This window comes from Acidisoma silvae (assembly GCF_020618775.1).
GTDB lineage: Bacteria > Pseudomonadota > Alphaproteobacteria > Acetobacterales > Acetobacteraceae > Acidisoma > Acidisoma silvae.
Genome location: NZ_JAESVB010000001.1, coordinates 376,184 through 393,909, shown reverse-complemented (window position 1 = coordinate 393,909; position 17,726 = coordinate 376,184). Strand labels below are relative to the sequence as shown.

The 17,726-nt window shown below is 65.5% G+C and carries 24 protein-coding genes; 14 read left to right on the top strand and 10 right to left on the bottom strand.

Going from position 1 to position 17,726, the window contains the following annotated elements; translation table 11 throughout:
- Nucleotides 1–4: 4 nt before the first annotated feature.
- The gene (locus ASILVAE211_RS01895) at nucleotides 5–694 is read right to left on the bottom strand and encodes a Tim44/TimA family putative adaptor protein (RefSeq protein ID WP_227319582.1); all 690 of its coding nucleotides are present in this window, start codon (nucleotides 692–694) and stop codon (nucleotides 5–7) included.
- A 273-nt stretch (nucleotides 695–967) separates the two neighbouring features.
- On the opposite strand from ASILVAE211_RS01895, the gene ASILVAE211_RS01890 reads away from it, so the two are divergent.
- The 5 genes from ASILVAE211_RS01890 to dnaQ all read left to right on the top strand — a co-directional run bounded on the left by ASILVAE211_RS01890 (nucleotide 968) and on the right by dnaQ (nucleotide 4,355).
- Complete coding sequence (locus tag ASILVAE211_RS01890) at nucleotides 968–1,510, top strand: histidine phosphatase family protein (RefSeq protein ID WP_227319581.1); 543 nt, start codon at nucleotides 968–970, stop codon at nucleotides 1,508–1,510.
- Between the two features lie 105 nt (nucleotides 1,511–1,615).
- Nucleotides 1,616–2,146, top strand: a complete 531-nt coding sequence (secB, locus tag ASILVAE211_RS01885; RefSeq protein WP_227319580.1) for a protein-export chaperone SecB — start codon at nucleotides 1,616–1,618, stop codon at nucleotides 2,144–2,146.
- Between the two features lie 34 nt (nucleotides 2,147–2,180).
- Nucleotides 2,181–3,026: a shikimate dehydrogenase gene (locus tag ASILVAE211_RS01880; protein WP_227319579.1), complete on the top strand. Its 846-nt coding sequence runs from the start codon at nucleotides 2,181–2,183 to the stop codon at nucleotides 3,024–3,026.
- A gap of 37 nt (nucleotides 3,027–3,063) precedes the next feature.
- Entirely contained in the window at nucleotides 3,064–3,651 is a 588-nt protein-coding gene (gene coaE / locus ASILVAE211_RS01875) for a dephospho-CoA kinase (RefSeq protein ID WP_227319578.1), read from the top strand.
- The gene (gene dnaQ, locus ASILVAE211_RS01870) at nucleotides 3,648–4,355 is read left to right on the top strand and encodes a DNA polymerase III subunit epsilon (protein WP_227319577.1); all 708 of its coding nucleotides are present in this window, start codon (nucleotides 3,648–3,650) and stop codon (nucleotides 4,353–4,355) included. The genes coaE and dnaQ overlap by 4 nt, the downstream gene beginning before the upstream one ends.
- A 6-nt stretch (nucleotides 4,356–4,361) precedes the next feature.
- Here dnaQ and ASILVAE211_RS01865 read toward each other — a convergent pair whose 3' ends face one another.
- The 8 genes from ASILVAE211_RS01865 to ASILVAE211_RS01830 form a co-directional block, all read right to left on the bottom strand.
- The gene (locus ASILVAE211_RS01865) at nucleotides 4,362–4,532 is read right to left on the bottom strand and encodes a DUF1674 domain-containing protein (RefSeq protein ID WP_227319576.1); all 171 of its coding nucleotides are present in this window, start codon (nucleotides 4,530–4,532) and stop codon (nucleotides 4,362–4,364) included.
- 288 nt (nucleotides 4,533–4,820) lie between these two features.
- Nucleotides 4,821–5,459 (bottom strand): c-type cytochrome biogenesis protein CcmI, encoded by a 639-nt coding sequence (ccmI, locus tag ASILVAE211_RS01860; RefSeq protein WP_227319575.1) that lies wholly within the window; start codon nucleotides 5,457–5,459, stop codon nucleotides 4,821–4,823.
- Nucleotides 5,456–5,929: a cytochrome c-type biogenesis protein gene (locus tag ASILVAE211_RS01855; RefSeq protein ID WP_227319574.1), complete on the bottom strand. Its 474-nt coding sequence runs from the start codon at nucleotides 5,927–5,929 to the stop codon at nucleotides 5,456–5,458. The genes ccmI and ASILVAE211_RS01855 overlap by 4 nt, the downstream gene beginning before the upstream one ends.
- Nucleotides 5,926–6,495 (bottom strand): DsbE family thiol:disulfide interchange protein, encoded by a 570-nt coding sequence (locus ASILVAE211_RS01850; RefSeq protein ID WP_227319573.1) that lies wholly within the window; start codon nucleotides 6,493–6,495, stop codon nucleotides 5,926–5,928. The genes ASILVAE211_RS01855 and ASILVAE211_RS01850 overlap by 4 nt, the downstream gene beginning before the upstream one ends.
- Before the next feature lie 8 nt (nucleotides 6,496–6,503).
- Nucleotides 6,504–8,489: a heme lyase CcmF/NrfE family subunit gene (locus ASILVAE211_RS01845; protein ID WP_227319572.1), complete on the bottom strand. Its 1,986-nt coding sequence runs from the start codon at nucleotides 8,487–8,489 to the stop codon at nucleotides 6,504–6,506.
- Nucleotides 8,490–8,501: 12 nt separating this feature from the next.
- Complete coding sequence (gene ccmE, locus ASILVAE211_RS01840) at nucleotides 8,502–9,020, bottom strand: cytochrome c maturation protein CcmE (RefSeq protein WP_227320114.1); 519 nt, start codon at nucleotides 9,018–9,020, stop codon at nucleotides 8,502–8,504.
- On the bottom strand, nucleotides 9,020–9,175 hold the full coding sequence (locus ASILVAE211_RS01835; protein ID WP_227319571.1) for a hypothetical protein: 156 nt from the start codon (nucleotides 9,173–9,175) through the stop codon (nucleotides 9,020–9,022). The genes ccmE and ASILVAE211_RS01835 overlap by 1 nt, the downstream gene beginning before the upstream one ends.
- On the bottom strand, nucleotides 9,172–9,948 hold the full coding sequence (locus ASILVAE211_RS01830) for a heme ABC transporter permease (RefSeq protein WP_264478673.1): 777 nt from the start codon (nucleotides 9,946–9,948) through the stop codon (nucleotides 9,172–9,174). The genes ASILVAE211_RS01835 and ASILVAE211_RS01830 overlap by 4 nt, the downstream gene beginning before the upstream one ends.
- 110 nt (nucleotides 9,949–10,058) lie before the next feature.
- Here ASILVAE211_RS01830 and ASILVAE211_RS01825 point away from each other — a divergent pair, with 110 nt between their 5' ends.
- From ASILVAE211_RS01825 to ASILVAE211_RS01790, 8 genes are all read left to right on the top strand, one after another.
- The gene (locus ASILVAE211_RS01825) at nucleotides 10,059–10,352 is read left to right on the top strand and encodes a YciI family protein (protein WP_227319569.1); all 294 of its coding nucleotides are present in this window, start codon (nucleotides 10,059–10,061) and stop codon (nucleotides 10,350–10,352) included.
- 11 nt (nucleotides 10,353–10,363) lie between these two features.
- Nucleotides 10,364–10,780 (top strand): EVE domain-containing protein, encoded by a 417-nt coding sequence (locus tag ASILVAE211_RS01820; RefSeq protein ID WP_227319568.1) that lies wholly within the window; start codon nucleotides 10,364–10,366, stop codon nucleotides 10,778–10,780.
- 173 nt (nucleotides 10,781–10,953) lie between these two features.
- Nucleotides 10,954–11,916, top strand: coding sequence for an ACP S-malonyltransferase (gene fabD, locus ASILVAE211_RS01815; RefSeq protein WP_227319567.1), 963 nt, complete (start codon nucleotides 10,954–10,956; stop codon nucleotides 11,914–11,916).
- A gap of 33 nt (nucleotides 11,917–11,949) precedes the next feature.
- Entirely contained in the window at nucleotides 11,950–12,687 is a 738-nt protein-coding gene (gene fabG / locus ASILVAE211_RS01810; protein ID WP_227319566.1) for a 3-oxoacyl-[acyl-carrier-protein] reductase, read from the top strand.
- Nucleotides 12,688–12,915: 228 nt separating this feature from the next.
- Nucleotides 12,916–13,155, top strand: coding sequence for an acyl carrier protein (locus ASILVAE211_RS01805; RefSeq protein WP_158804395.1), 240 nt, complete (start codon nucleotides 12,916–12,918; stop codon nucleotides 13,153–13,155).
- A gap of 16 nt (nucleotides 13,156–13,171) precedes the next feature.
- Nucleotides 13,172–14,458 carry a beta-ketoacyl-ACP synthase II gene (gene fabF / locus ASILVAE211_RS01800; protein ID WP_227319565.1) on the top strand — a complete coding sequence of 429 codons (1,287 nt, stop codon included), beginning with the start codon at nucleotides 13,172–13,174 and terminating at the stop codon, nucleotides 14,456–14,458.
- Between the two features lie 58 nt (nucleotides 14,459–14,516).
- Nucleotides 14,517–15,473 carry an endolytic transglycosylase MltG gene (mltG, locus tag ASILVAE211_RS01795; RefSeq protein ID WP_227319564.1) on the top strand — a complete coding sequence of 319 codons (957 nt, stop codon included), beginning with the start codon at nucleotides 14,517–14,519 and terminating at the stop codon, nucleotides 15,471–15,473.
- 96 nt (nucleotides 15,474–15,569) lie between these two features.
- Entirely contained in the window at nucleotides 15,570–16,466 is an 897-nt protein-coding gene (locus tag ASILVAE211_RS01790) for a formate/nitrite transporter family protein (RefSeq protein ID WP_227319563.1), read from the top strand.
- Between the two features lie 9 nt (nucleotides 16,467–16,475).
- On the opposite strand, the gene ASILVAE211_RS01785 is transcribed toward ASILVAE211_RS01790, so the two are convergent.
- Nucleotides 16,476–16,832, bottom strand: a complete 357-nt coding sequence (locus tag ASILVAE211_RS01785) for a hypothetical protein (protein ID WP_227319562.1) — start codon at nucleotides 16,830–16,832, stop codon at nucleotides 16,476–16,478.
- Between the two features lie 219 nt (nucleotides 16,833–17,051).
- Here ASILVAE211_RS01785 and thpR point away from each other — a divergent pair, with 219 nt between their 5' ends.
- On the top strand, nucleotides 17,052–17,585 hold the full coding sequence (thpR, locus tag ASILVAE211_RS01780) for an RNA 2',3'-cyclic phosphodiesterase (protein ID WP_227319561.1): 534 nt from the start codon (nucleotides 17,052–17,054) through the stop codon (nucleotides 17,583–17,585).
- Nucleotides 17,586–17,726: the final 141 nt, after the last annotated feature.

Sequence of the window (17,726 nt, the reverse complement as noted above, 5' to 3'; positions counted from 1 at the left end):
AACCTCAAGCGCTACGGGCGGCGGCCAGGCGCCAGGTCTGGTCGCGCATCGAAAGATCGCGCTCGAAGGTCCAAAGATCGGTGATCTCGGTCAGCGCGTCGGCACCGGCAATGGGCTGGCCTTCCTTGTTCGTCGTCAGATTCACCTGATCTGAGACGAAGCGCAGTGTGATATCGGCGACCGTCCCCGTCAGCTCCACCGCGACGATGGCAGCAGTGGTGATGTCCTTGATCTCGGTGCGCTGGGTGTCCCCTGCTGTCTCCCGCGCGGCGATGGCCGTCTCGAAGGCACGATAGGTCTCATCCGTCAGCAGGGAGCGCAGCGTCACGCGGTCACCGGCCGCGAAAGCCGCGACGATGGTGCGGAAGGTATTCTCGGCCGCTTCCAGAAAGCGGGCGGCATCGAAACCGGTATCGACGCCACGCAGGCGGCGTAACTGCTCGCCCAGGGGCGAATTGAGGTCCGGCAAGGGGCGCACCGGGCGCGGCGGCGCGGGCTCGGCCCGTCCGTCGATCACCGGGCCGCGCGCGTCACGCGGGGCCGCATTGGGACGCGGTCCCGCTGGTGCCGCCGGGCGGGCACGTCCCTCGAAGCCGGTGCGGCGGCCAAGAATGCTCCTCAGCCGCAGGACCAAAAAGGCCGCGATCAAGCCGAACAAAATCAGATCGACCGGAAACCCACCGGAAAAATTCATGAAACCCCAACCTTGGAGTGTGGCCCAACGACCGCACCCATGCCAATGGAGGAAGACATAGGCCGCTGCCCGTTGCACCGCAACCAAGCGCATATGAACAGAAGTCCAGCCTTCCCGGCTGCCCGGATGGTCCGGGTCGCTACAGCGCAATGATGTGAGATTCGCTCAGCTTAAATCTAAACCTCGTTCTCGCTTCATCAGATAAAGACCGGTTCAAGCGACGGCACGACAGCGCCTCGCGTCTCCAGGCTTCAAGACGTCTATAAGGTTAACATGATTCTGATCCGCCATGGCCAAAGTGAATTCAACATCCGGTTTGCGGCCACCGGTATCGACCCTGGTATCGTGGATGCGCCGCTGACGCCGCTGGGCGTGGAGCAGGCGGAAAGCGCCGCCAAAGACCTAGGCGGGCTGCGCATTACCCGCATCATCGCCTCTCCCTATACCCGCACCATGCAGACGGCCGCACCCTTCGCGCGCCACTTCGGCCTGCCGGTCGAAATCTCCCCCTTGGTGCGGGAACGCTATGCCTATTCCTGCGATATCGGCCGGCCGGTCTCTCACCTCACCACAGCCTGGCCCGAGCATGATTTCGGCCAGGTTCCGGATGTCTGGTGGCCGGCGGAAACCGAGAGCGAGCGCGCGACGCTGGGGCGCGCGGAGCAGTTTCACGTCGAAATGGCCGCGCGCGCGGATCACGCGGAGACCCTGGTGGTCAGCCATTGGGGGTTCATTCTCGCCATGACCGGGCGCAGCGTGACCAATTGCGAGTGGGTTGTCATCGAACCCGATGCCGGGGCCGGCACCGCCAGATGATGTGAAGTCGCACCGATCGTTTCACATGCCGTTTGAGCGCGCCCACCCTGGCGCGTGACGCAGCCCGATGCTAGGGCAGCACAGACCTGACCAAGAGAGAAAACCATGTCTCAGCAAGCTCCCGAAGCAGCCGCCAACCAGCCCGTTGCCGCCCCCTTGGTGGTCAATGCCCAATATGTGAAGGATCTCTCCTTCGAAGTGCCCGGCGCGCCCGCGATCTACTCGGTCCTGCGCTCCGCCCCGCAGGTCGCCGTCAATCTGGACGTGCAGGTGAAGCGTCTGGCCGAAGACCAGCTGGTCTTTGAAGTGACCCTGGTCGCCCGCGTGGAAGCCACCAAGCCCGCCGATATGCCGGCCGTGCCGGGTGTCGCCGACGGCGGCCCGATCGTCTTCCTGGCCGAACTTTCCTATGCCGGCATCTTCACGCTGAATGGCATTCCGGACAATCAGGTCGAGCCGGTGCTGATGGTGGAAGGCCCGCGCCTGCTGTTCCCCTTCGCCCGCAATATCCTGGCCGATGTGACGCGCGACGGCGGCTTCCCGCCCGTTCTGCTGGGGCCGATCGACTTCCTGGCGCTGTGGCAGCATCGCCGTGCCCAGGCCACCGCCGCCGCGACCCCGGCCGGCAACGCCTGATCACGCTGACTGACCGGGAGCGCTGCATCCGCTCATGGCGATCCTCTCAGGACAAGCGCGGCTGGCCGGCGTCATCGGCTGGCCGGTCGCGCATTCCCGCTCACCCCGTCTGCACGGCTTCTGGCTGAACCGGCACAGTATCGACGGCGCCTATCTGCCGCTGCCGGTACGGCCGGAGGATTTCCAGACCGCCGTGCGCGGCCTGGTGGCGGCCGGTTTCGCCGGCGCCAATGTCACGATTCCCCATAAGGAAGCGGCCTTCGCGGTCTGCGATACGGTCGACCCCTTCGCCCATGCCGCAGGCGCGGTGAATACGCTGGTCTTCCAAGACGGGCGCATCACCGGACGCAATACGGACGGAATCGGCTTTCTGGAAAATCTGCGGCAGCACGGTATCGATCCGGCGGCGGGGCCTGCCTTGCTGCTGGGTGCGGGTGGGGCCGCACGGGCCATCGCGGCAGCACTTCGCGCCCTCGGCGTGGCCGTAACCCTGACCAACCGCACGGCCGAACGGGCGGAAGCCCTGGCGGTGGCCCTGCCGGGCTGCCGCACCATCGCCTGGGACGCCCGCGACGCGGCTCTCGGCGATCATGCGCTGATCGTCAATACGACCTCGCTCGGCATGACCGGCCACGGCGACCTGATGCTCGACCTGACCCGCGCCGCGCCAACCACCGCCATTTCCGACATCGTCTATGTGCCGCTGGAAACACCGCTGATCACGGACGCGAAAACACGCGGCTTGAAGACGGCCCCCGGCCTCGGCATGCTGCTGCATCAGGCCGTTCCCGGCTTCACGGCCTGGTTCGGCGTGACGCCGGTCGTCGATGACGCGCTGTATGACTTCGTCGCTGGCGACCTGCTGCCCCGCCGCCCATAAGAACAGCCGCCGACGCTAGCTCAAGGACGGCCGCAGCTTGAAGGTTATCGGCCTCACCGGCGGCATCGGCATGGGCAAATCGACCGCCGCCCGACAGTTCCAGCGCGCCCATATTCCGATGTTCGATGCCGATGTCGAAGTGCATCGCCTGCAGGCGCGCGGGGGCGCTGCCGTGCCGGCCATCGCAGCCGCTTTCCCCGGCACCATCCGTGACGGCGCTGTCGACCGCCGTCTGCTGCGGGCCCGGCTGATGGCGGACCCGGCCGGCTGGCGCGTCCTGGAACGGATCATCCATCCGCTGGTGCGCGACGCCCGCCGCGCCTTCCTCGCGCGCTGGCGACGTCAGGGCGCGCGGATCGTGGTGCTGGATATTCCGCTTCTGTTAGAAACCGGCGGCAATGCGGATATCGACCTGATCCTGGTCGTCTCGACCTCCACCGCAAACCAGAAATCCCGCCTGCGCCGTCGAGGACGGATGACGGAGGCCGAGATCGCGGCCATCATCGCGCGGCAGATGCCCGATTCGGAAAAAAGGCGGCGGGCCGATGTGCTGGTCCGCACCGGTCTGTCCCGCCGCCACGCCCAAGCCCGGATCGCCCGGCTTATTCAGGAGCTTCGGAGATGATCCGCTCAGTCCTTTTCGATACCGAGACCACGGGCCTGGACCCGCGCGACGGCCATCGCGTCATTGAAGTGGCGGCGCTGGAACTTATCAACGATCTGCCGACGGGCGTGACCTTCCACCGGCTCATCCACCCCGAACGCGACATCCCGGAGGACGCGAGCCGCATTCACGGCATGACGCTGGAGCATCTGAAGGACGCCAAGGTTTTCAAGCTGATCGCGGAAGAGATGCTGGCCTTCATGGGCGCGGACGAAATGCTTGTCGCCCATAACGCGCCCTTCGACTTCCGCTTTCTCAATGCCGAACTGACGCTGTGCGGTCTGCCGGCGCTGGGCGCGCATCGGATGGTCGATACCCTGGCCATGGCCAAGCTGCGCTTTCCGGGCATGCCGAACAGCCTGGACGCGCTGTGCCGGCGCTTCGCCATCGACCTGTCCGAGCGCACGTCCCATAACGCGCTGCTCGACTGCAAGCTGCTGGCCGAGGTCTATGTCGAACTGACCGGCGGACGCCAGCGCGGCCTGTCCCTCGCGGTCGATGAGAGCGGCGGCCAGATCGCTCAATATGAGGCAAAGGACGGGCGCGTGTCGCGGCCCATTCTGGTCGGCGCGGAGGAAGCGGAGCGTCACGCCGCCTTCATCCAGCGGCTGAAGAACCCGATCTGGCTGAAGGACGCGGAAGCCGAGACCGCCGCGGTCGCCTGACGGCCCTCAGAAATCGCTACAACGGCCGTTCTTTTCCCAGTCGCCGAAGCGCGTCGGCTCGGGCCCGGCCGGTCCGCCGAACTCTTTCGGCATGGCGGCCTTGGGGTCCACCGGCGGCGTATCCTGCGGCGGCGGAGGGTTATCCTGCGGAACGGGTTTGGGGTCTGACTGGGTCATGAGACAGGACATAGACCGACCGAAGCCGCTGGCAAGGTCTGGCTGTTTTGTGAGCAGCGCAATGATTTGGATATTTCGCCGCAGCGGCGGGGATCATCCGGCGCGCTGAGCAGCGATACCGAATGATTTGCCAGCGGTGAGGCAAGGATTCCAACCCCCCCCTGAACGCGCATCCCCAACCGTCATGCCCGCGAAAGCGGGCATCTTCTAAGCCTTGTCGCAGTGCCAAAGAACGAAGATTCCCGCCTTCGCGGGAATGACGCCGTTTCAGTGACAACTAGAAACGCTCTAAGGGTTGGATGCCGATGCCGCCTGGGCAGATTTCTGCACGACCGCCTTGGCCATGGCTTCCATCTTCGCGAGTTTGGGATCGTAACGGATAGCCAGGGCGCGGCCCCAGGCATCGGCGGCGGCCATCGCATCGCCCAGATTGGCCTCCAGATTGCCGAGCAGGATATAGCCCTGCCGCGCCTGATCGCTTTTCGGATCCAGCGTCGCGATTTTGGTCTGCAACATCGCCAGCATGGCGCGATCCTGCATCATCTGCGCCTGCGCCGCCTGGATGCGCGGCGCCAGCGGCGCCGCCGGCAGCAAAGGTGCGCCCTGCGGCAGATACAGCGCCAGCGCCAGAACCGGAATCACCAAAACCAGCAGTGCCAGACGGCAGCTAAAGCCGGTGCGGCCGGTGACGGTCTCCTCCGCCAGACTGCCGGCGGCCAGCAGGCGGCGCTCGATCTCAAGCTTCGCCTCGGCCTCCTCGCGCGGCTGGAAACGGCCTCGCGCGGCGTCCTCGGCGACATCGCGCAGCTGCGCGCGATACAGCGCCAGCGCGCTTTCCCGCCGCCCGCGCATGATACCGCCGCGCTGCGCCCAGATGACCGGCGACAGGATGACCAGGGAGAGAATTGCGAAGCTGAGCCAGATCATGAGCGGAGCAATGCCTCAAGCTTCGCCTGTTCGTCGGGCGACAAGGGTATCGGGGCCGATGCGGCCGCTTCGCGCCGCTGACGGCGGAAGGCAAAAAAGGCGATGGCCGCCCCCAGCAGCAGGGCGATGACCGGGCTGCCCCAGAGCAGCACCGTCAGCGGCTCGAACGGCGGCCGCAGCAGAATGAAGGTGCCGTAGCGCTGCACCATATAGGCTGTGATCTGCTTGTCGCTGCGCCCTGCCACCACCTGCTGGCGGATGATGGCGCGGATATCCTTTGCCAGACCGGCGTCACTCGCCTCGATGCTTTCGTTCTGGCAGACAAGGCAGCGCAGATGACTGCCAATGGCTTCCGCCCGTGCTTCCAGCGCCGGATTGGCCAGCAGTTCGCTCGGGTCGCTGACCGCGAAAGCGGGCGCCACCTGAAGGAGAAGGATGGCCAGCCCAGCGGCGAAGCAGAGCCGCCTCATGCGCCCAACCGATGCAGCAGCGGGGTCAGATCCTCGTCGATGACGCGCTGCGTCAGCGCGCCGGCATAGCGCCAATGAACAATGCCGGATGCGTCGATCAGATAGGTTTCCGGCACGCCATAGAGGCCCCAATTGATGGCGACTCGGCCGGGCAGGTCGACCGCGATGCGGCCGAAGGGGTTGCCGTGCTGGCTGAGGAATTGCTCCGTATCGGCCGGCTTGTCCTTGTAGGTGATGCCCCAGATCGGCAGGCCGGTTTTTGCGAGCTGGTTCAGCATGGGCGCATCTTCCAGGCAGGGAATGCACCAGGAGGCGAAGAAGTTTACCAGCATCGTCCGGCCGGGCTTCTGCAACTCGGCGCCCGTGATGCCGGCGCCGCCGTTCAGGCCGGGCAGATCGAAATCCGGCACCTTCTTGCCGATCAGCTGGCTCGGCAGGCTATGCGGGTCGAAATTGCCGCCCGCCATCCGCCGCAGCATCAGCGCCCAGCCGCCACCGGCGGCCGCGAGCACAACCAAGGGCGCACCAAGCATAACGCGCCGGCCGAGCATGGATTTCTGGGACATCTGCGCGCTCATTCCGCTGCCACCTTCACGGCGGTCGTGCGCTGGCGCCGGACGAACCGCACCGGCGCGCCGATGCGCAACCGCCGGTCAGAGAGAGAAAGGCCGCCACCGAAGGCCATGATCAACGCGCCGAGCCAGATCCACGGCGCCAGAGGGTTCACGTTAATCCGCAGCACGATACCGCCGTCCCGCTCATCGCCCAGCGCCACATAGAGATCGCGGAACCCGTTCGTCTTAATGGACACGTCGGTCGTCGTCTGCTGTTGCAGGGGAAAGGTGCGGCGTGCGGGACGCAGCGTCGCCACCGGCGCGCCGCTCCGCGCGTTTGTGACGGCGACCGTGGCAATGCGGGAGGTGAAGTCGCTGCCGCGGCCATCGGTCAATGAGACAAGATGCCAGTCGTAGCGACCGACCTTCGTGGTGTCGCCCGGATGCATGAGGATGATGCTGTGGCTGGCGAGCGTCATGCCGACCATGCCCGCCACGGCCACGCCCAGGCCGGCATGGGCGACGGCCGCGCCGTAGCTGGCGCGCGGCAGGCCGCGCAACCGCGCCCAGGCGGTGCCGATCGGCAGGCGGAACAGCTGCGAGCGCTCGGCGATTTCGGCCAGGGCCGAGAGCACCATCCAAAGCGCCGCGCCGAAGCCCACCGCCGCCCAGCCGAGCCGGCCGTAAAACCCGACCAGCACGACGATCAGAGACGCCAGCGCCGCCCACCACAGCCGCAGCAGGGCGGGCGCCACGGCGGCGCGTTTCCAGGACAGAACGGGGCCGAGACCCATCGCCGCCATCAAGGGTGCCGCCAGCGGCACCACGGTCGAGATGAAGAAGGGCGGCCCGACGCTGATCTGCTGATCGAAGATCAGCTGCACGAAGGGCGGATACATGGTCCCGGCCAGAACCACCGCCATGATGGAGCAGAGCAGGATATTGTTCAGCACCAGCGCGCCTTCGCGCGACAGCGGCGCGAAAAGCCCGGCCGGCTGCAAGACCGGCGCGCGCCAGGCGAACAGCAGCAGCGACCCGCCGATGACGAGGCCGAGCAAGACCAGGATGAAGATGCCGCGCGTCGGGTCATTGGCGAAGGCATGGACGGAATTGAGCAGGCCCGACCGCACCATGAAGGTGCCGGCGAGACTGAGCGAGAACGTGGTGATGGCCAGCAGCACCGACCAGATCTTCAGCGCCTCGCGCTTTTCCACGACAATGGCGGAATGCAGCAGCGCCGTGCCGGTCAGCCAGGGCAGAAGGGAAGCGTTCTCGACCGGATCCCAGAACCAATAGCCACCCCAGCCCAGCTCGTAATAGCTCCACCAGGAGCCGAGCGCGATGCCGCCTGTGAGCAGGCACCAGGCACCGAGCGTCCAGGGGCGCACCCAGCGGCCCCAGGCAGCGTCGACCCGGCCTTCCAGCAGGGAAGCGACGGCGAAGGCGAAGGCGACCGCGAAACCGACATAGCCGCAGTAGAGAATGGGTGGATGGAAGGCGAGGCCGGGATCCTGCAACAGCGGATTGACGCCCTGGCCCTCGGACGGCGGCGGCCAGATGCGGCCGAGCGGATCGGAAGCCGTCAAGGTGAACAGCAGGAACCCGCAGGCGACCAGGCCCAGTACGCCGATAACCCGCGCCCGCAAGGCAGAGGGCAGATTTCGCCCGAAACCGGCCACCGCCGCGCCGCACACGGACAAAATCAAACACCAGAGAAGGATTGAGCCCTCATGATTGCCCCAGGTGCCGGTGATTTTGTACAAAAGCGGCGTCCGCGCGCTGGAATATTCCGCGACATTGATGACGGAGAAATCCGAGACGATGCCCGACCAGACCAGCGCCAGAAAGGCGAAGAGCACGGCCAGGGCCTGGGACAATGCCAGCGCTGGCGCGGCGGCGATGAAACGGGCATCGCCGCGATGCGCACCCCAGATCGAGACGATACCCTGCGCAAGCGCGATGACGGTAGCCAGCGCAATGGCAAAATGGCCGAGTTCAGGAATCATCTTGCATAAGCCTTAGTCACTGGTCGCCTTGGCAGCTAAAATCTGGCCCAGGCCGTTGAAGGCCGCTGCCGGCGGCGGCTTGCCGGTGGCCGGATTCCATAACCCATCCTTCTTCAGCGCGGCCTCGACGTCAGGCGGCATATAGCTCGCGCTATGCTTCGCCAGAACCTCGGTCGCGTGGAAGATGCCGCCTGCGGTCATCGAGCCCACGGCGACGATGCCCTGGCCCTCCCGGAACAGATCGGGCAAGGGCCCCGCGAATTCGGCGGAGACAACATGGCCCGCGCCGTCCGTGACGCCGAAGACGACACCGGGCTGACCGTCGATCGTCCGGTCATGCAGCGTGTTCTGTGCGACGAGGCCGCCGAGACGGAAAACCCGGCCCGGCGCGGGATGCTTCGCCAGCACCGTGCCCGGCAGCATGAAATAGACGATATCGCCGGAAAACGCAGACAGGGTCAGCGCGGTTGCGCTACCAAAAGCAATCAGACAGATGCCGACAAGCCAAAGCCGGCGGCGCTTCCGCGTCATCATCGGGCGCGACGCCGGGCGCGGGGCGATGCCGCCTCAACCGCCGCCAGACGGCGCCGGGCGCTGGCATGGCGCATCCAGGCGGCCAGGCCCATGGCCAAGGTCGCGACCAGAACGATGGCGTAGGAGGCGATGATATAGGGCGCGTCGGTCATGCCGTGGCTTTTTCCTCGGCCGATCGCGCACGGGCGGAGAGCAGGCTGCGAATGCGGCGTTCCATGACGGCTGAGCGCAACCGGGCGATGACGATGGCCGCGAACAGCAGCGTGAAGCCGAGTGCGGAGACAAGCAGCGGGTCCAGCATCGCGGCCGGCATCGTCGTCTGGCTGAAAATATGAATGCTGTCCGGCTGGTGCAGGGTGTTCCACCAGTCGACGCTGAATTTGATGATGGGCAGATTGACCAGCCCGACCAGCGCCAGAATAGCCGCCGCGCGAAAGCCGCGCTGCTCGTTATCGAAGGCGCGGATCAGCGCGATATGGCCGAGATAAAGAAAAAACAGCACCAAAACAGAGGTCAGCCGCGCGTCCCAGACCCACCAGGCGCCCCAGGTCGGCTTGCCCCAAAGGCTGCCGGTGATCAGGCAAACGGCGGTGAAGACCGCGCCGACCGGGCCGATCTCCATGGCCGCCAGGTCGGCCAGCGGATGGCGCCAGACGATGGACAGAAGACCGCAAAGGCCCAGAGAGGCATAGCCCATAGAGGCGAGCCAGGCCGAGGGCACATGCACATACATGATGCGGACGGTGTCGCCCTGCTGCCAGTCCGGCGGGGAGAAGAAAAAACCCCAGACCAGGCCGATGGCGGTGACGATGATGGCGATCGGCACAAGCCAAGGCAAAATGCGGCCCGAAAGCCGCAGGAATTGGCCAGGATTGGCGAAGCGGTGCAGGCTGCCGCCCCCTGGCGCCGTCGGCGTCCGGGGCAGCGATGTGCTGAATGCGTCCACGGGCTCGCTATAGCGAAGCGTGGCGCGGGTTTGAAGCCGTAATCAGCTCGTCTACACTGGCATGCGCCAGACAGGAGACAGATCAGGCCATGCTTTTCGCCATCAATAATCTCGACAAGCCCGACAGCTTTGCTTTGCGCGCCGCGACGCGGGACACGCATCTCGCCTATCTGGACGGGTTCGTGTCGCAACTCGTCATCGCCGGACCGCTTCTGAACGCCGAAGGCAAGTCGATCGGCAGCCTGATCGTCATCGAAGCCGAAAGCCAGGCGGCGGCTGAGGCAATCGCGGCGCAAGACCCCTATGCCGCCGCCGGTCTGTTCCAGATCGTGACCGTGACGCCCTATCGGGCCGTCTATAAAGATCGCCAGCGGGTCGGCTAGGATCAGGGGCCATGACCGCCTATTGGCTGATCAAAAGCGAGCCCGATGCCTTCAGCTGGGACCAGCAGGTCGAGAATCGGGTCGAACCCTGGTCCGGCGTGCGGAGCCATCAGGCAAAAAACAATCTCAAGGCAATGAAGACCGGCGATTTCGCGTTCTTCTATCACTCCAATATTGGACGCGAGATCGTTGGAATCGTGCGAATTGCGCGCGAATACTATCCGGACAAGACGGCAGAATCCGGCGACTGGGTGGCGGTCGATATGGAAGCGGTCGGGCCGATGCCGCGTCCTGTCTCGCTGGCGACGATCAAGGCCGATCCGGCTTTGGCCGATCTCGCGCTCGTCCGTCTGTCACGCCTGTCAGTCGCCCCGGTCAGCGCGGAACATTGGGCCTATATCTGCAAACTCGGCGGTTGGAAGGGGTGACAATTGCGCGTCACCCTATGGTCAGCTTGACGCCACCGGCTCACGAAGATTGACTCGGCGTTACACACCGGGCTAACCCCCCGCCGCATTACAGCGCCGTCGTCGGCCGATCATCCTGGCGTAAGCTGATCTCCGTCGGCCCCCCTCTGGGGCCCACACCTCAAGGACAGTCCATGGCCGTTCGCGCATTCATCTTCCCCGGACAGGGAAGCCAGTTCGTTGGCATGGCTCAGGATCTGACGGCCGCCTTCACCACAGCCCGTGACGTGCTCGCCGAGGTCGATGAGACCCTGAAGCAGCGCCTCTCCAAGCTGATGTTCGAAGGGCCGGCCGATGAGCTGACCATGACCGAGAACACCCAGCCGGCGCTGATGGCGATGTCGCTCGCGGTGCTGCGGGTTATCGAACAGGACGGTGGCGTGCAGCTGACCCAGGCAGCCGCGATGGTGGCTGGCCACTCGCTTGGCGAATACAGCGCGCTGGCGGCGGCCGGCAGCCTGTCGGTGGCCGAGACGGCGCAACTGCTGCGTCTGCGCGGCAGCGCCATGCAGCGCGCCGTGCCGCCCGGCGAGGGCGCCATGGCCGCCCTGCTCGGCACCGATCTGGAACAGGCCAACAGCATCTGCGCCGAAGCGGCGCTGGACCCCGAGACCGGCAAGACGCAGGTCGTGCAGCCGGCCAATGACAATGGCGGCGGTCAGGTCGTGATTTCCGGCCACAAGGCGGCCGTCGAACGCGCGGTCGAAATCTCCAAGGCGCGGGGCATCAAGCGCGCCATGCTGCTGCCCGTCTCCGCCCCCTTTCATTGTGCGCTGATGGCACCCGCCGCCGACGCGATGGCCGAGGCTCTGGCCGCCGCGACCCTGAAAGCGCCGGTCGTGCCGGTCATTTCCAATATTTCCGCCGGCAAGGCGACCGATCCGGCCGAAATCCGCAAGCTTCTGGTGGAGCAGGTGACGGGCATGGTGCGCTGGCGCGAAAGCGTGCTGGCCATGGCCGAGATGGGCGTCACGCATTTCGTCGAGCTTGGCGCCGGCAAAGTGCTGACTGGCCTCGTCCGCCGCATTCTGCCGGACGCGACCACGACCTCGATCGGCTCCCCCGCCGATATCGAAGCCTTCCTGAAGTCGCTTTGATCCAGCGATCACGAACCTAAAGGGATAGAACCCGTGTTTGATCTGAGCGGAAAGACGGCGCTGGTCACCGGCGCCTCGGGCGGTATCGGTGGTGCCATCGCCCGCGCCCTGCATGCGCAGGGTGCCGCCGTGGCCTTGTCGGGAACGCGCCGCGAGGCGCTCGAGTCCCTCGCAGCCGAGCTCGGCGACCGTGTCGCCGTCTGCCCCGCCGACCTGCGGCAGCCGGAAGCGGCGGACGCGCTGGTGACCGCCGCCGAGGCCGCGCTGGGTCCGCTGTCCATCCTCGTCAATAACGCCGGCTTCACCCGCGACGGGCTGGCGATGCGCATGCAGGATGCCGATTGGCAGGGCGTGCTGGACGTCGATCTCTCCGCCCCCTTCCGGCTGATCCGCGCCAATCTGCGCGGCATGCTGAAGCGCCGCGCCGGGCGCATCATCAATATCGCCAGCATCGTCGGCGTCACTGGCAATGCCGGTCAGGTCAATTATTCGGCCGCCAAGGCGGGCATGATCGGCATGTCGAAGTCGCTGGCCCAGGAAGTCGGCAGCCGTGGCGTGACGGTCAACGTCATCGCGCCCGGCTTCGTGCAGACGGCGATGACCGACGTGCTGGGCGATGACCAGAAGTCCCGGCTGCTGGGGTCGATTCCCCTCGGCCGCATGGGCAAGCCCGAGGATATCGCCGCCGCCGCCGTCTATCTGTCATCCGAGGAGGCAGCCTGGGTCACCGGCGCCACTCTGCATATCAACGGCGGAATGGCCATGATCTAGGGCGTTTCGCCCCTTGAATTGCAGGGCAAGTTTCCCGTAACGCGTTGCCAATCGCGCCAGTACTGCGGATACTTGTCGCAGTGCAGTTGGCGGGTCCGACAAAACCATGCTAAGCGCGCCGCAATCCGGGCCACAAACCCCGGGCCGGCGCGAATTACACGCCAGGCGCCCGGACGGGTCCGGGCGGTATCGAAAACCACTAGCCGTCACGCAGGAGTACCGAGGTCCATGAGCGAAGTCGCCGACAAGGTGAAGAAGATCGTTGTGGAGCATTTGGGCGTCGAGGAGTCGAAGGTGACTCCCGAAGCCTCCTTCATCGACGATCTTGGCGCCGACAGCCTCGACACGGTCGAGCTTGTGATGGCTTTTGAGGAAGCCTTCAGCGTTGAGATCCCCGAAGACGCCGCTGAGAAGATCAGCACCGTCAAGGACGCGATCGACTACATCGAGAAGCAGAAGGCCGCCTAAGGGCGCGCCAACTCGCATGACAGGTTTACGAACCACCGAATTGCGGCGGGTCGTCGTCACGGGCATGGGCATCGCATCCCCCTTGGGGATCGGTGTCCCGCACGTCTGGCGCCGTCTCATCGAAGGCCAGTCCGGCCTCGGACCCATCCAGTCCTTCGACACCAGCGACGTGCCGGCGAAGGTTGCGGGTGAAGTCCCGGCCGGCAAAAAGGCCGATGGCGCCCTTGATCTGGCCGAATGGATCCCGGTCAAGGACATGAAGAAGATGGATCGCTTCATCCATCTCGGCATGGTCGCGGCCATCGAAGCCGTGGAAGATTCCGGCTGGGTTCCGCAGACCGACGAAGACGCCTGGGGTACCGGCGTCATGATCGGCTCGGGCATCGGCGGCCTTCAATCCATCTACGAAGCCTCGGTGCAGGTGCATGAAGGCAAGGTGAAGCGGCTGTCGCCCTTCTTCATTCCTTCCGCCCTGATCAACCTTGTGTCGGGTCACGTCTCGATCCGCTACGGGTTCAAAGGCCCCAACCATTCGGCCGTCACCGCCTGCGCCACCGGCGTTCACGCCATCGGCGACGCCGCCCGCCTCATTTCGCTCGGCGATGCCGATGTGATGGTGGCCGGCGGTGCGGAAGCAGCCGTCTGTGCTCTGGGCATCGGCGGTTTCTGCGCATCCCGTGCGCTGTCGACCAGCTTCAATGACGAGCCGACCCGCGCCTCCCGTCCCTGGGACAAGGACCGCGACGGCTTCGTCATGGGCGAAGGCGCCGGCGTTCTCGTGCTCGAGGAATACGAGCATGCGAAGAAGCGCGGCGCCAAGATCTATGCCGAAATCGGCGGCTATGGCCTGTCCGGCGACGCCCATCACATCACGGCTCCGGCCGAGGGTCATGATGGTGCTTTCCGGGCGATGAAGGCGGCGCTGCGGAACGGCCGGGTCGATCCGTCCGAAATCCAGTATGTCAACGCGCACGGCACATCGACGCCGCTGGGCGATGATCTGGAACTCGATGCGGTCGAGCGTTTCTTCGGTGACCACGCGAAAACGCTCGCCATGTCCTCCACCAAATCGGCGACCGGGCATCTGCTGGGTGCGGCCGGCGCGATCGAGGCTGTGTTCTCGATCCTCGCCATCCGCGACAACGTGGCCCCGCCGACACTGAACCTGGAAGAGCCGAGCCGCGCGAGCGTTATCGACCGCGTGGCGAAAGTGGCCCAGGAACGGCCGATCAAGGTCGCGCTGTCGAACAGCTTCGGCTTCGGCGGCACGAATGCGAGCGTGATCTTCCGCGAGGTCGTCTGAGCGCAGGGTGAAGGCTCGGCCGCTCATCTCTCGACTATCCCGGTGGCTTTTGCCGCTGATGGTTCTGGCTGCGGTCGCGCAGGCAGGACGGAGCTATGTCGGCCAGGTCTGGAATGGACCTGGCCCACTCTCCCAAAACACAACCCTTGTCGTGCCGCATGGGCGCACAGAAATCGTCGGCCGCGCGCTGCATGATGGCGGCGTGATCGACGGCGTGCTGAGTTTCCGCATCGCGGAAAGCCTGACGGACAATGACGGTGCGCTTCATGCCGGGGAATTCGCCTTTCCGGCCCATGCCAGCCTTGCCGATGTCTTCGCCATCCTGCGCCACGGCAAGCAGGTCGAGCACCACTTGACCATCCCCGAGGGCCTGACAGCCCAGGAGATCAGCGCGCTGATCGATCAAGCGCCGGCCATGACCGGGCAAGTCACGCCGGTGGCGGAAGGCGCGATCCTGCCCAATACCTACGACTATCTGTATGGCACGCCGCGCGCGCTGCTGCTGAAGCGGGCGGAACGCGCGCTGGATGTGGCACTGGCCGAGGCCTGGGCCAACCGCGCTGCCAATCTGCCCCTTGCCTCCCCCGGCGACGCCGTCACGCTGGCCAGCATCGTGGAGCGGGAGACGGCCAAGCCCGACGAGCGCCCGATGGTGGCCGCCGTCTATCTCAACCGGCTGCGCCTCGGCATGAAGCTCCAGGCGGACCCGACCGTGATTTATGGCCTGTCGGGCGGCCAGGGTAAGATAGACCGGCCATTGGCCCATGCCGATCTGCTGGTGCCTTCGGCCTATAATACCTACCTCAATACCGGCCTGCCGCCGGGGCCGATTGCCGCGCCCGGCATCGCCTCCATCCTGGCCGTGCTGCATCCGGCCGATACTGACGCACTGTATTTTGTAGCGGATGGCAGCGGCGGCCATATTTTCAGCCACAGCTACAAAGACCAGATTCGCAATGTGGCGAAGCTGCGCGCGATCGACGCCCGTCACCAGGACGCCGTCGAACGGAACTGAGGCGCTGGCCTCTCGTTACAGTCCTGTTTCATGATTTCGTGGAGCTTTGCCGCGCGCGGGTCATACGGCCCTACACGGCCGCGGAGGATTCAAAGTTTGAGCGATACCGACCAGACGCCCGAGACCGAGCAGACGCCCCATATCGAGAACGAGGCGGGATCGGACTCGCCCCATCTCGACGAAAAGCAGCAAAAGCAGGCCGGTGACCGCGCCCCGCCGGGCGCCATCGTCATTCATGAAATCGTGCGCGAACAGGGCATTGAGGAAATCTCGCGCTCGGCGAGTTCGCTGGCCTGGTCGGGCATGGCAGCGGGCCTGTCCATCGGCTTTTCCTTCGTCACCCAGGCCACCCTGCAATCCATGCTACCGGACGCGCCTTGGCGCCCTCTGGTGGCCTGTTTCGGCTATTCCCTTGGCTTCCTGATCGTCATTCTCGGCCGCCAGCAGCTGTTCACGGAGACGACGCTGACGGCCCTGATCCCGGCGCTGACGGAACGCACCTGGCCGGTCTTCGCCCGCACCATGCGCGTCTGGGGCATCGTGCTGTTCTTCAATCTCTTCGCGACCTGGCTCTTTGGCTTCGTGCTGTCGCGGCACGGCATCATGCCGCCCGATACGGTCGCGGCCATGAACGCCATCGCGGCCAAGACCATGCCCGGCGATTTCTGGCATACCGTCATCATGGCGGGTGCCGCAGGCTGGATCATCGGCCTGATGGTCTGGCTGCTGCCGGCATCGGGCTCCACCCAGCCCTTCATCATCATCCTGCTGACCTATACGATTTCGGTCTGCTCTTTCCCGCATATCGTCGCGGGATCGGTGGAGGCGTCCTACCTCACCTTTTCCGGCCATGCCTCGCTTGGCGACTATCTGATGAAGTTTCTGATCCCGACCCTGGCCGGCAATACGCTGGGTGGCACCTTGCTGGCCGCGCTGCTGAACCACGCGCCGGTCGCCGAGCACATCAGGCTCACCCGCCAGCAGACGCCCTGATCCCTCCTGCTATTTAGGGATGACATTCGCGTTTCCGCCAGCACTCCCGGCCGGGGGAATGACCGGCGTATTGGTCGGCACGCGCGGACGGATGACCGGCATCCGGCTTATGCCGGCCGGCGGCGTGATGACGCCGTCATGCGGCTTTTGGCCGGCGATGCCGGGCGTCCCCTGCTGGGGCGCGGGTGGTGTCTGCACCGGACTGGCCGGCCCCGGCGTCTGCGGCGTGGCCGGCACCGGCGCGGCGACGGCCGCTGTCGGACTGCCGACGGCCGCCAGAAGCAGCACGGCCGCCAGACAAGGTCTCAACCATCCCGTCGAGGATGACCGCTTTGCCGAAAACCTGCGGGCTCTGCTTTTTTTCATCACGGGCTGCTCCCTTTGGAGTTGCCCGGAAGATGGTGCCGATCGCACGGCCTGGCAGGCCTGCCATCTTCACGAAGTCCGGACGCCAATCGCGGCCTTGAAGGCGCGTATTGACCGCTGCCGCCGCGACAGGAATGCTAGGCTGGCTTGCCGCCGACATCGGTCCCGCTGGCCCGATTCGGTTGTCGGTAAGGACGCGCCCAGGAGAGCATCGAGCGGATGAGACTTTTTGTCGCTCTGGATTTGCCCTGGCCCTTGCGTGAACGGCTGGCGCAATTCGCCTTCGGCCTGCCCGGCGCGCGTTGGGTATCGCCTGAAAACATGCATCTGACGCTGCGCTTCATCGGCGAGGTGCCCAATTGGCGCGCCGAGGAAATCGACCTCGCGCTGCATGCCATCAAGGGTCGCGCCTTCCCCGTTGTGGTGACAGGCGTCGGCGTTTTCGAAAAGGCCGGACGCGTGACGGCGCTTTGGGCCGGTATCGAGCGCTCGCCCCAGCTCGATCACCTGCAGACGAAGGTCGAGACGGCCCTGCAGCGTGCCGGGCTGGAGCCGGAACGGCGTCGCTTCACCCCGCATGTGACGCTGGCGCGGCTGGATCAGCCGGCCAATGACAAGATCACCCGCTTCATGCAGGGCAATAACCTGTTCCGCGCGGAACCCTTTTCAGTCGAGCATTTCACCCTGTTCAGCTCGCAGTTGGGAAAGGAAAGTTCGGTCTATGAGGCCGAGAGCGACTACCGCTTGTCCTGAGCACTCTTTCCGCGCCAAGCCACCGATCACGCTTTCTGACGCTTGTGTAACAGGCATCACGCTGTCTAGAAGGTTTTATGGCTATCAGAGACTTCAGCCCTTTCGCATCATTGCTCTCCGCCTTTCCCGACGGACGCAAAA

Bases quoted from the DNA above. Each gene is read 5' to 3' on its own strand.
- ASILVAE211_RS01895 (WP_227319582.1), bottom strand. From the start codon at position 694: ATGAATTTTTCCGGTGGGTTTCCGGTCGATCTGATTTTGTTCGGCTTG.
- ASILVAE211_RS01890 (WP_227319581.1), top strand. From the start codon at position 968: ATGATTCTGATCCGCCATGGCCAAAGTGAATTCAACATCCGGTTTGCG.
- secB (WP_227319580.1), top strand. From the start codon at position 1,616: ATGTCTCAGCAAGCTCCCGAAGCAGCCGCCAACCAGCCCGTTGCCGCC.
- ASILVAE211_RS01880 (WP_227319579.1), top strand. From the start codon at position 2,181: ATGGCGATCCTCTCAGGACAAGCGCGGCTGGCCGGCGTCATCGGCTGG.
- dnaQ (WP_227319577.1), top strand. From the start codon at position 3,648: ATGATCCGCTCAGTCCTTTTCGATACCGAGACCACGGGCCTGGACCCG.
- ASILVAE211_RS01865 (WP_227319576.1), bottom strand. From the start codon at position 4,532: ATGACCCAGTCAGACCCCAAACCCGTTCCGCAGGATAACCCTCCGCCG.
- ccmI (WP_227319575.1), bottom strand. From the start codon at position 5,459: ATGATCTGGCTCAGCTTCGCAATTCTCTCCCTGGTCATCCTGTCGCCG.
- ASILVAE211_RS01855 (WP_227319574.1), bottom strand. From the start codon at position 5,929: ATGAGGCGGCTCTGCTTCGCCGCTGGGCTGGCCATCCTTCTCCTTCAG.
- ASILVAE211_RS01850 (WP_227319573.1), bottom strand. From the start codon at position 6,495: ATGTCCCAGAAATCCATGCTCGGCCGGCGCGTTATGCTTGGTGCGCCC.
- ASILVAE211_RS01845 (WP_227319572.1), bottom strand. From the start codon at position 8,489: ATGATTCCTGAACTCGGCCATTTTGCCATTGCGCTGGCTACCGTCATC.
- ccmE (WP_227320114.1), bottom strand. From the start codon at position 9,020: ATGACGCGGAAGCGCCGCCGGCTTTGGCTTGTCGGCATCTGTCTGATT.
- ASILVAE211_RS01835 (WP_227319571.1), bottom strand. From the start codon at position 9,175: ATGACCGACGCGCCCTATATCATCGCCTCCTACGCCATCGTTCTGGTC.
- ASILVAE211_RS01825 (WP_227319569.1), top strand. From the start codon at position 10,059: ATGCTTTTCGCCATCAATAATCTCGACAAGCCCGACAGCTTTGCTTTG.
- ASILVAE211_RS01820 (WP_227319568.1), top strand. From the start codon at position 10,364: ATGACCGCCTATTGGCTGATCAAAAGCGAGCCCGATGCCTTCAGCTGG.
- fabD (WP_227319567.1), top strand. From the start codon at position 10,954: ATGGCCGTTCGCGCATTCATCTTCCCCGGACAGGGAAGCCAGTTCGTT.
- ASILVAE211_RS01805 (WP_158804395.1), top strand. From the start codon at position 12,916: ATGAGCGAAGTCGCCGACAAGGTGAAGAAGATCGTTGTGGAGCATTTG.
- fabF (WP_227319565.1), top strand. From the start codon at position 13,172: ATGACAGGTTTACGAACCACCGAATTGCGGCGGGTCGTCGTCACGGGC.
- mltG (WP_227319564.1), top strand. From the start codon at position 14,517: ATGGTTCTGGCTGCGGTCGCGCAGGCAGGACGGAGCTATGTCGGCCAG.
- ASILVAE211_RS01785 (WP_227319562.1), bottom strand. From the start codon at position 16,832: ATGAAAAAAAGCAGAGCCCGCAGGTTTTCGGCAAAGCGGTCATCCTCG.
- thpR (WP_227319561.1), top strand. From the start codon at position 17,052: ATGAGACTTTTTGTCGCTCTGGATTTGCCCTGGCCCTTGCGTGAACGG.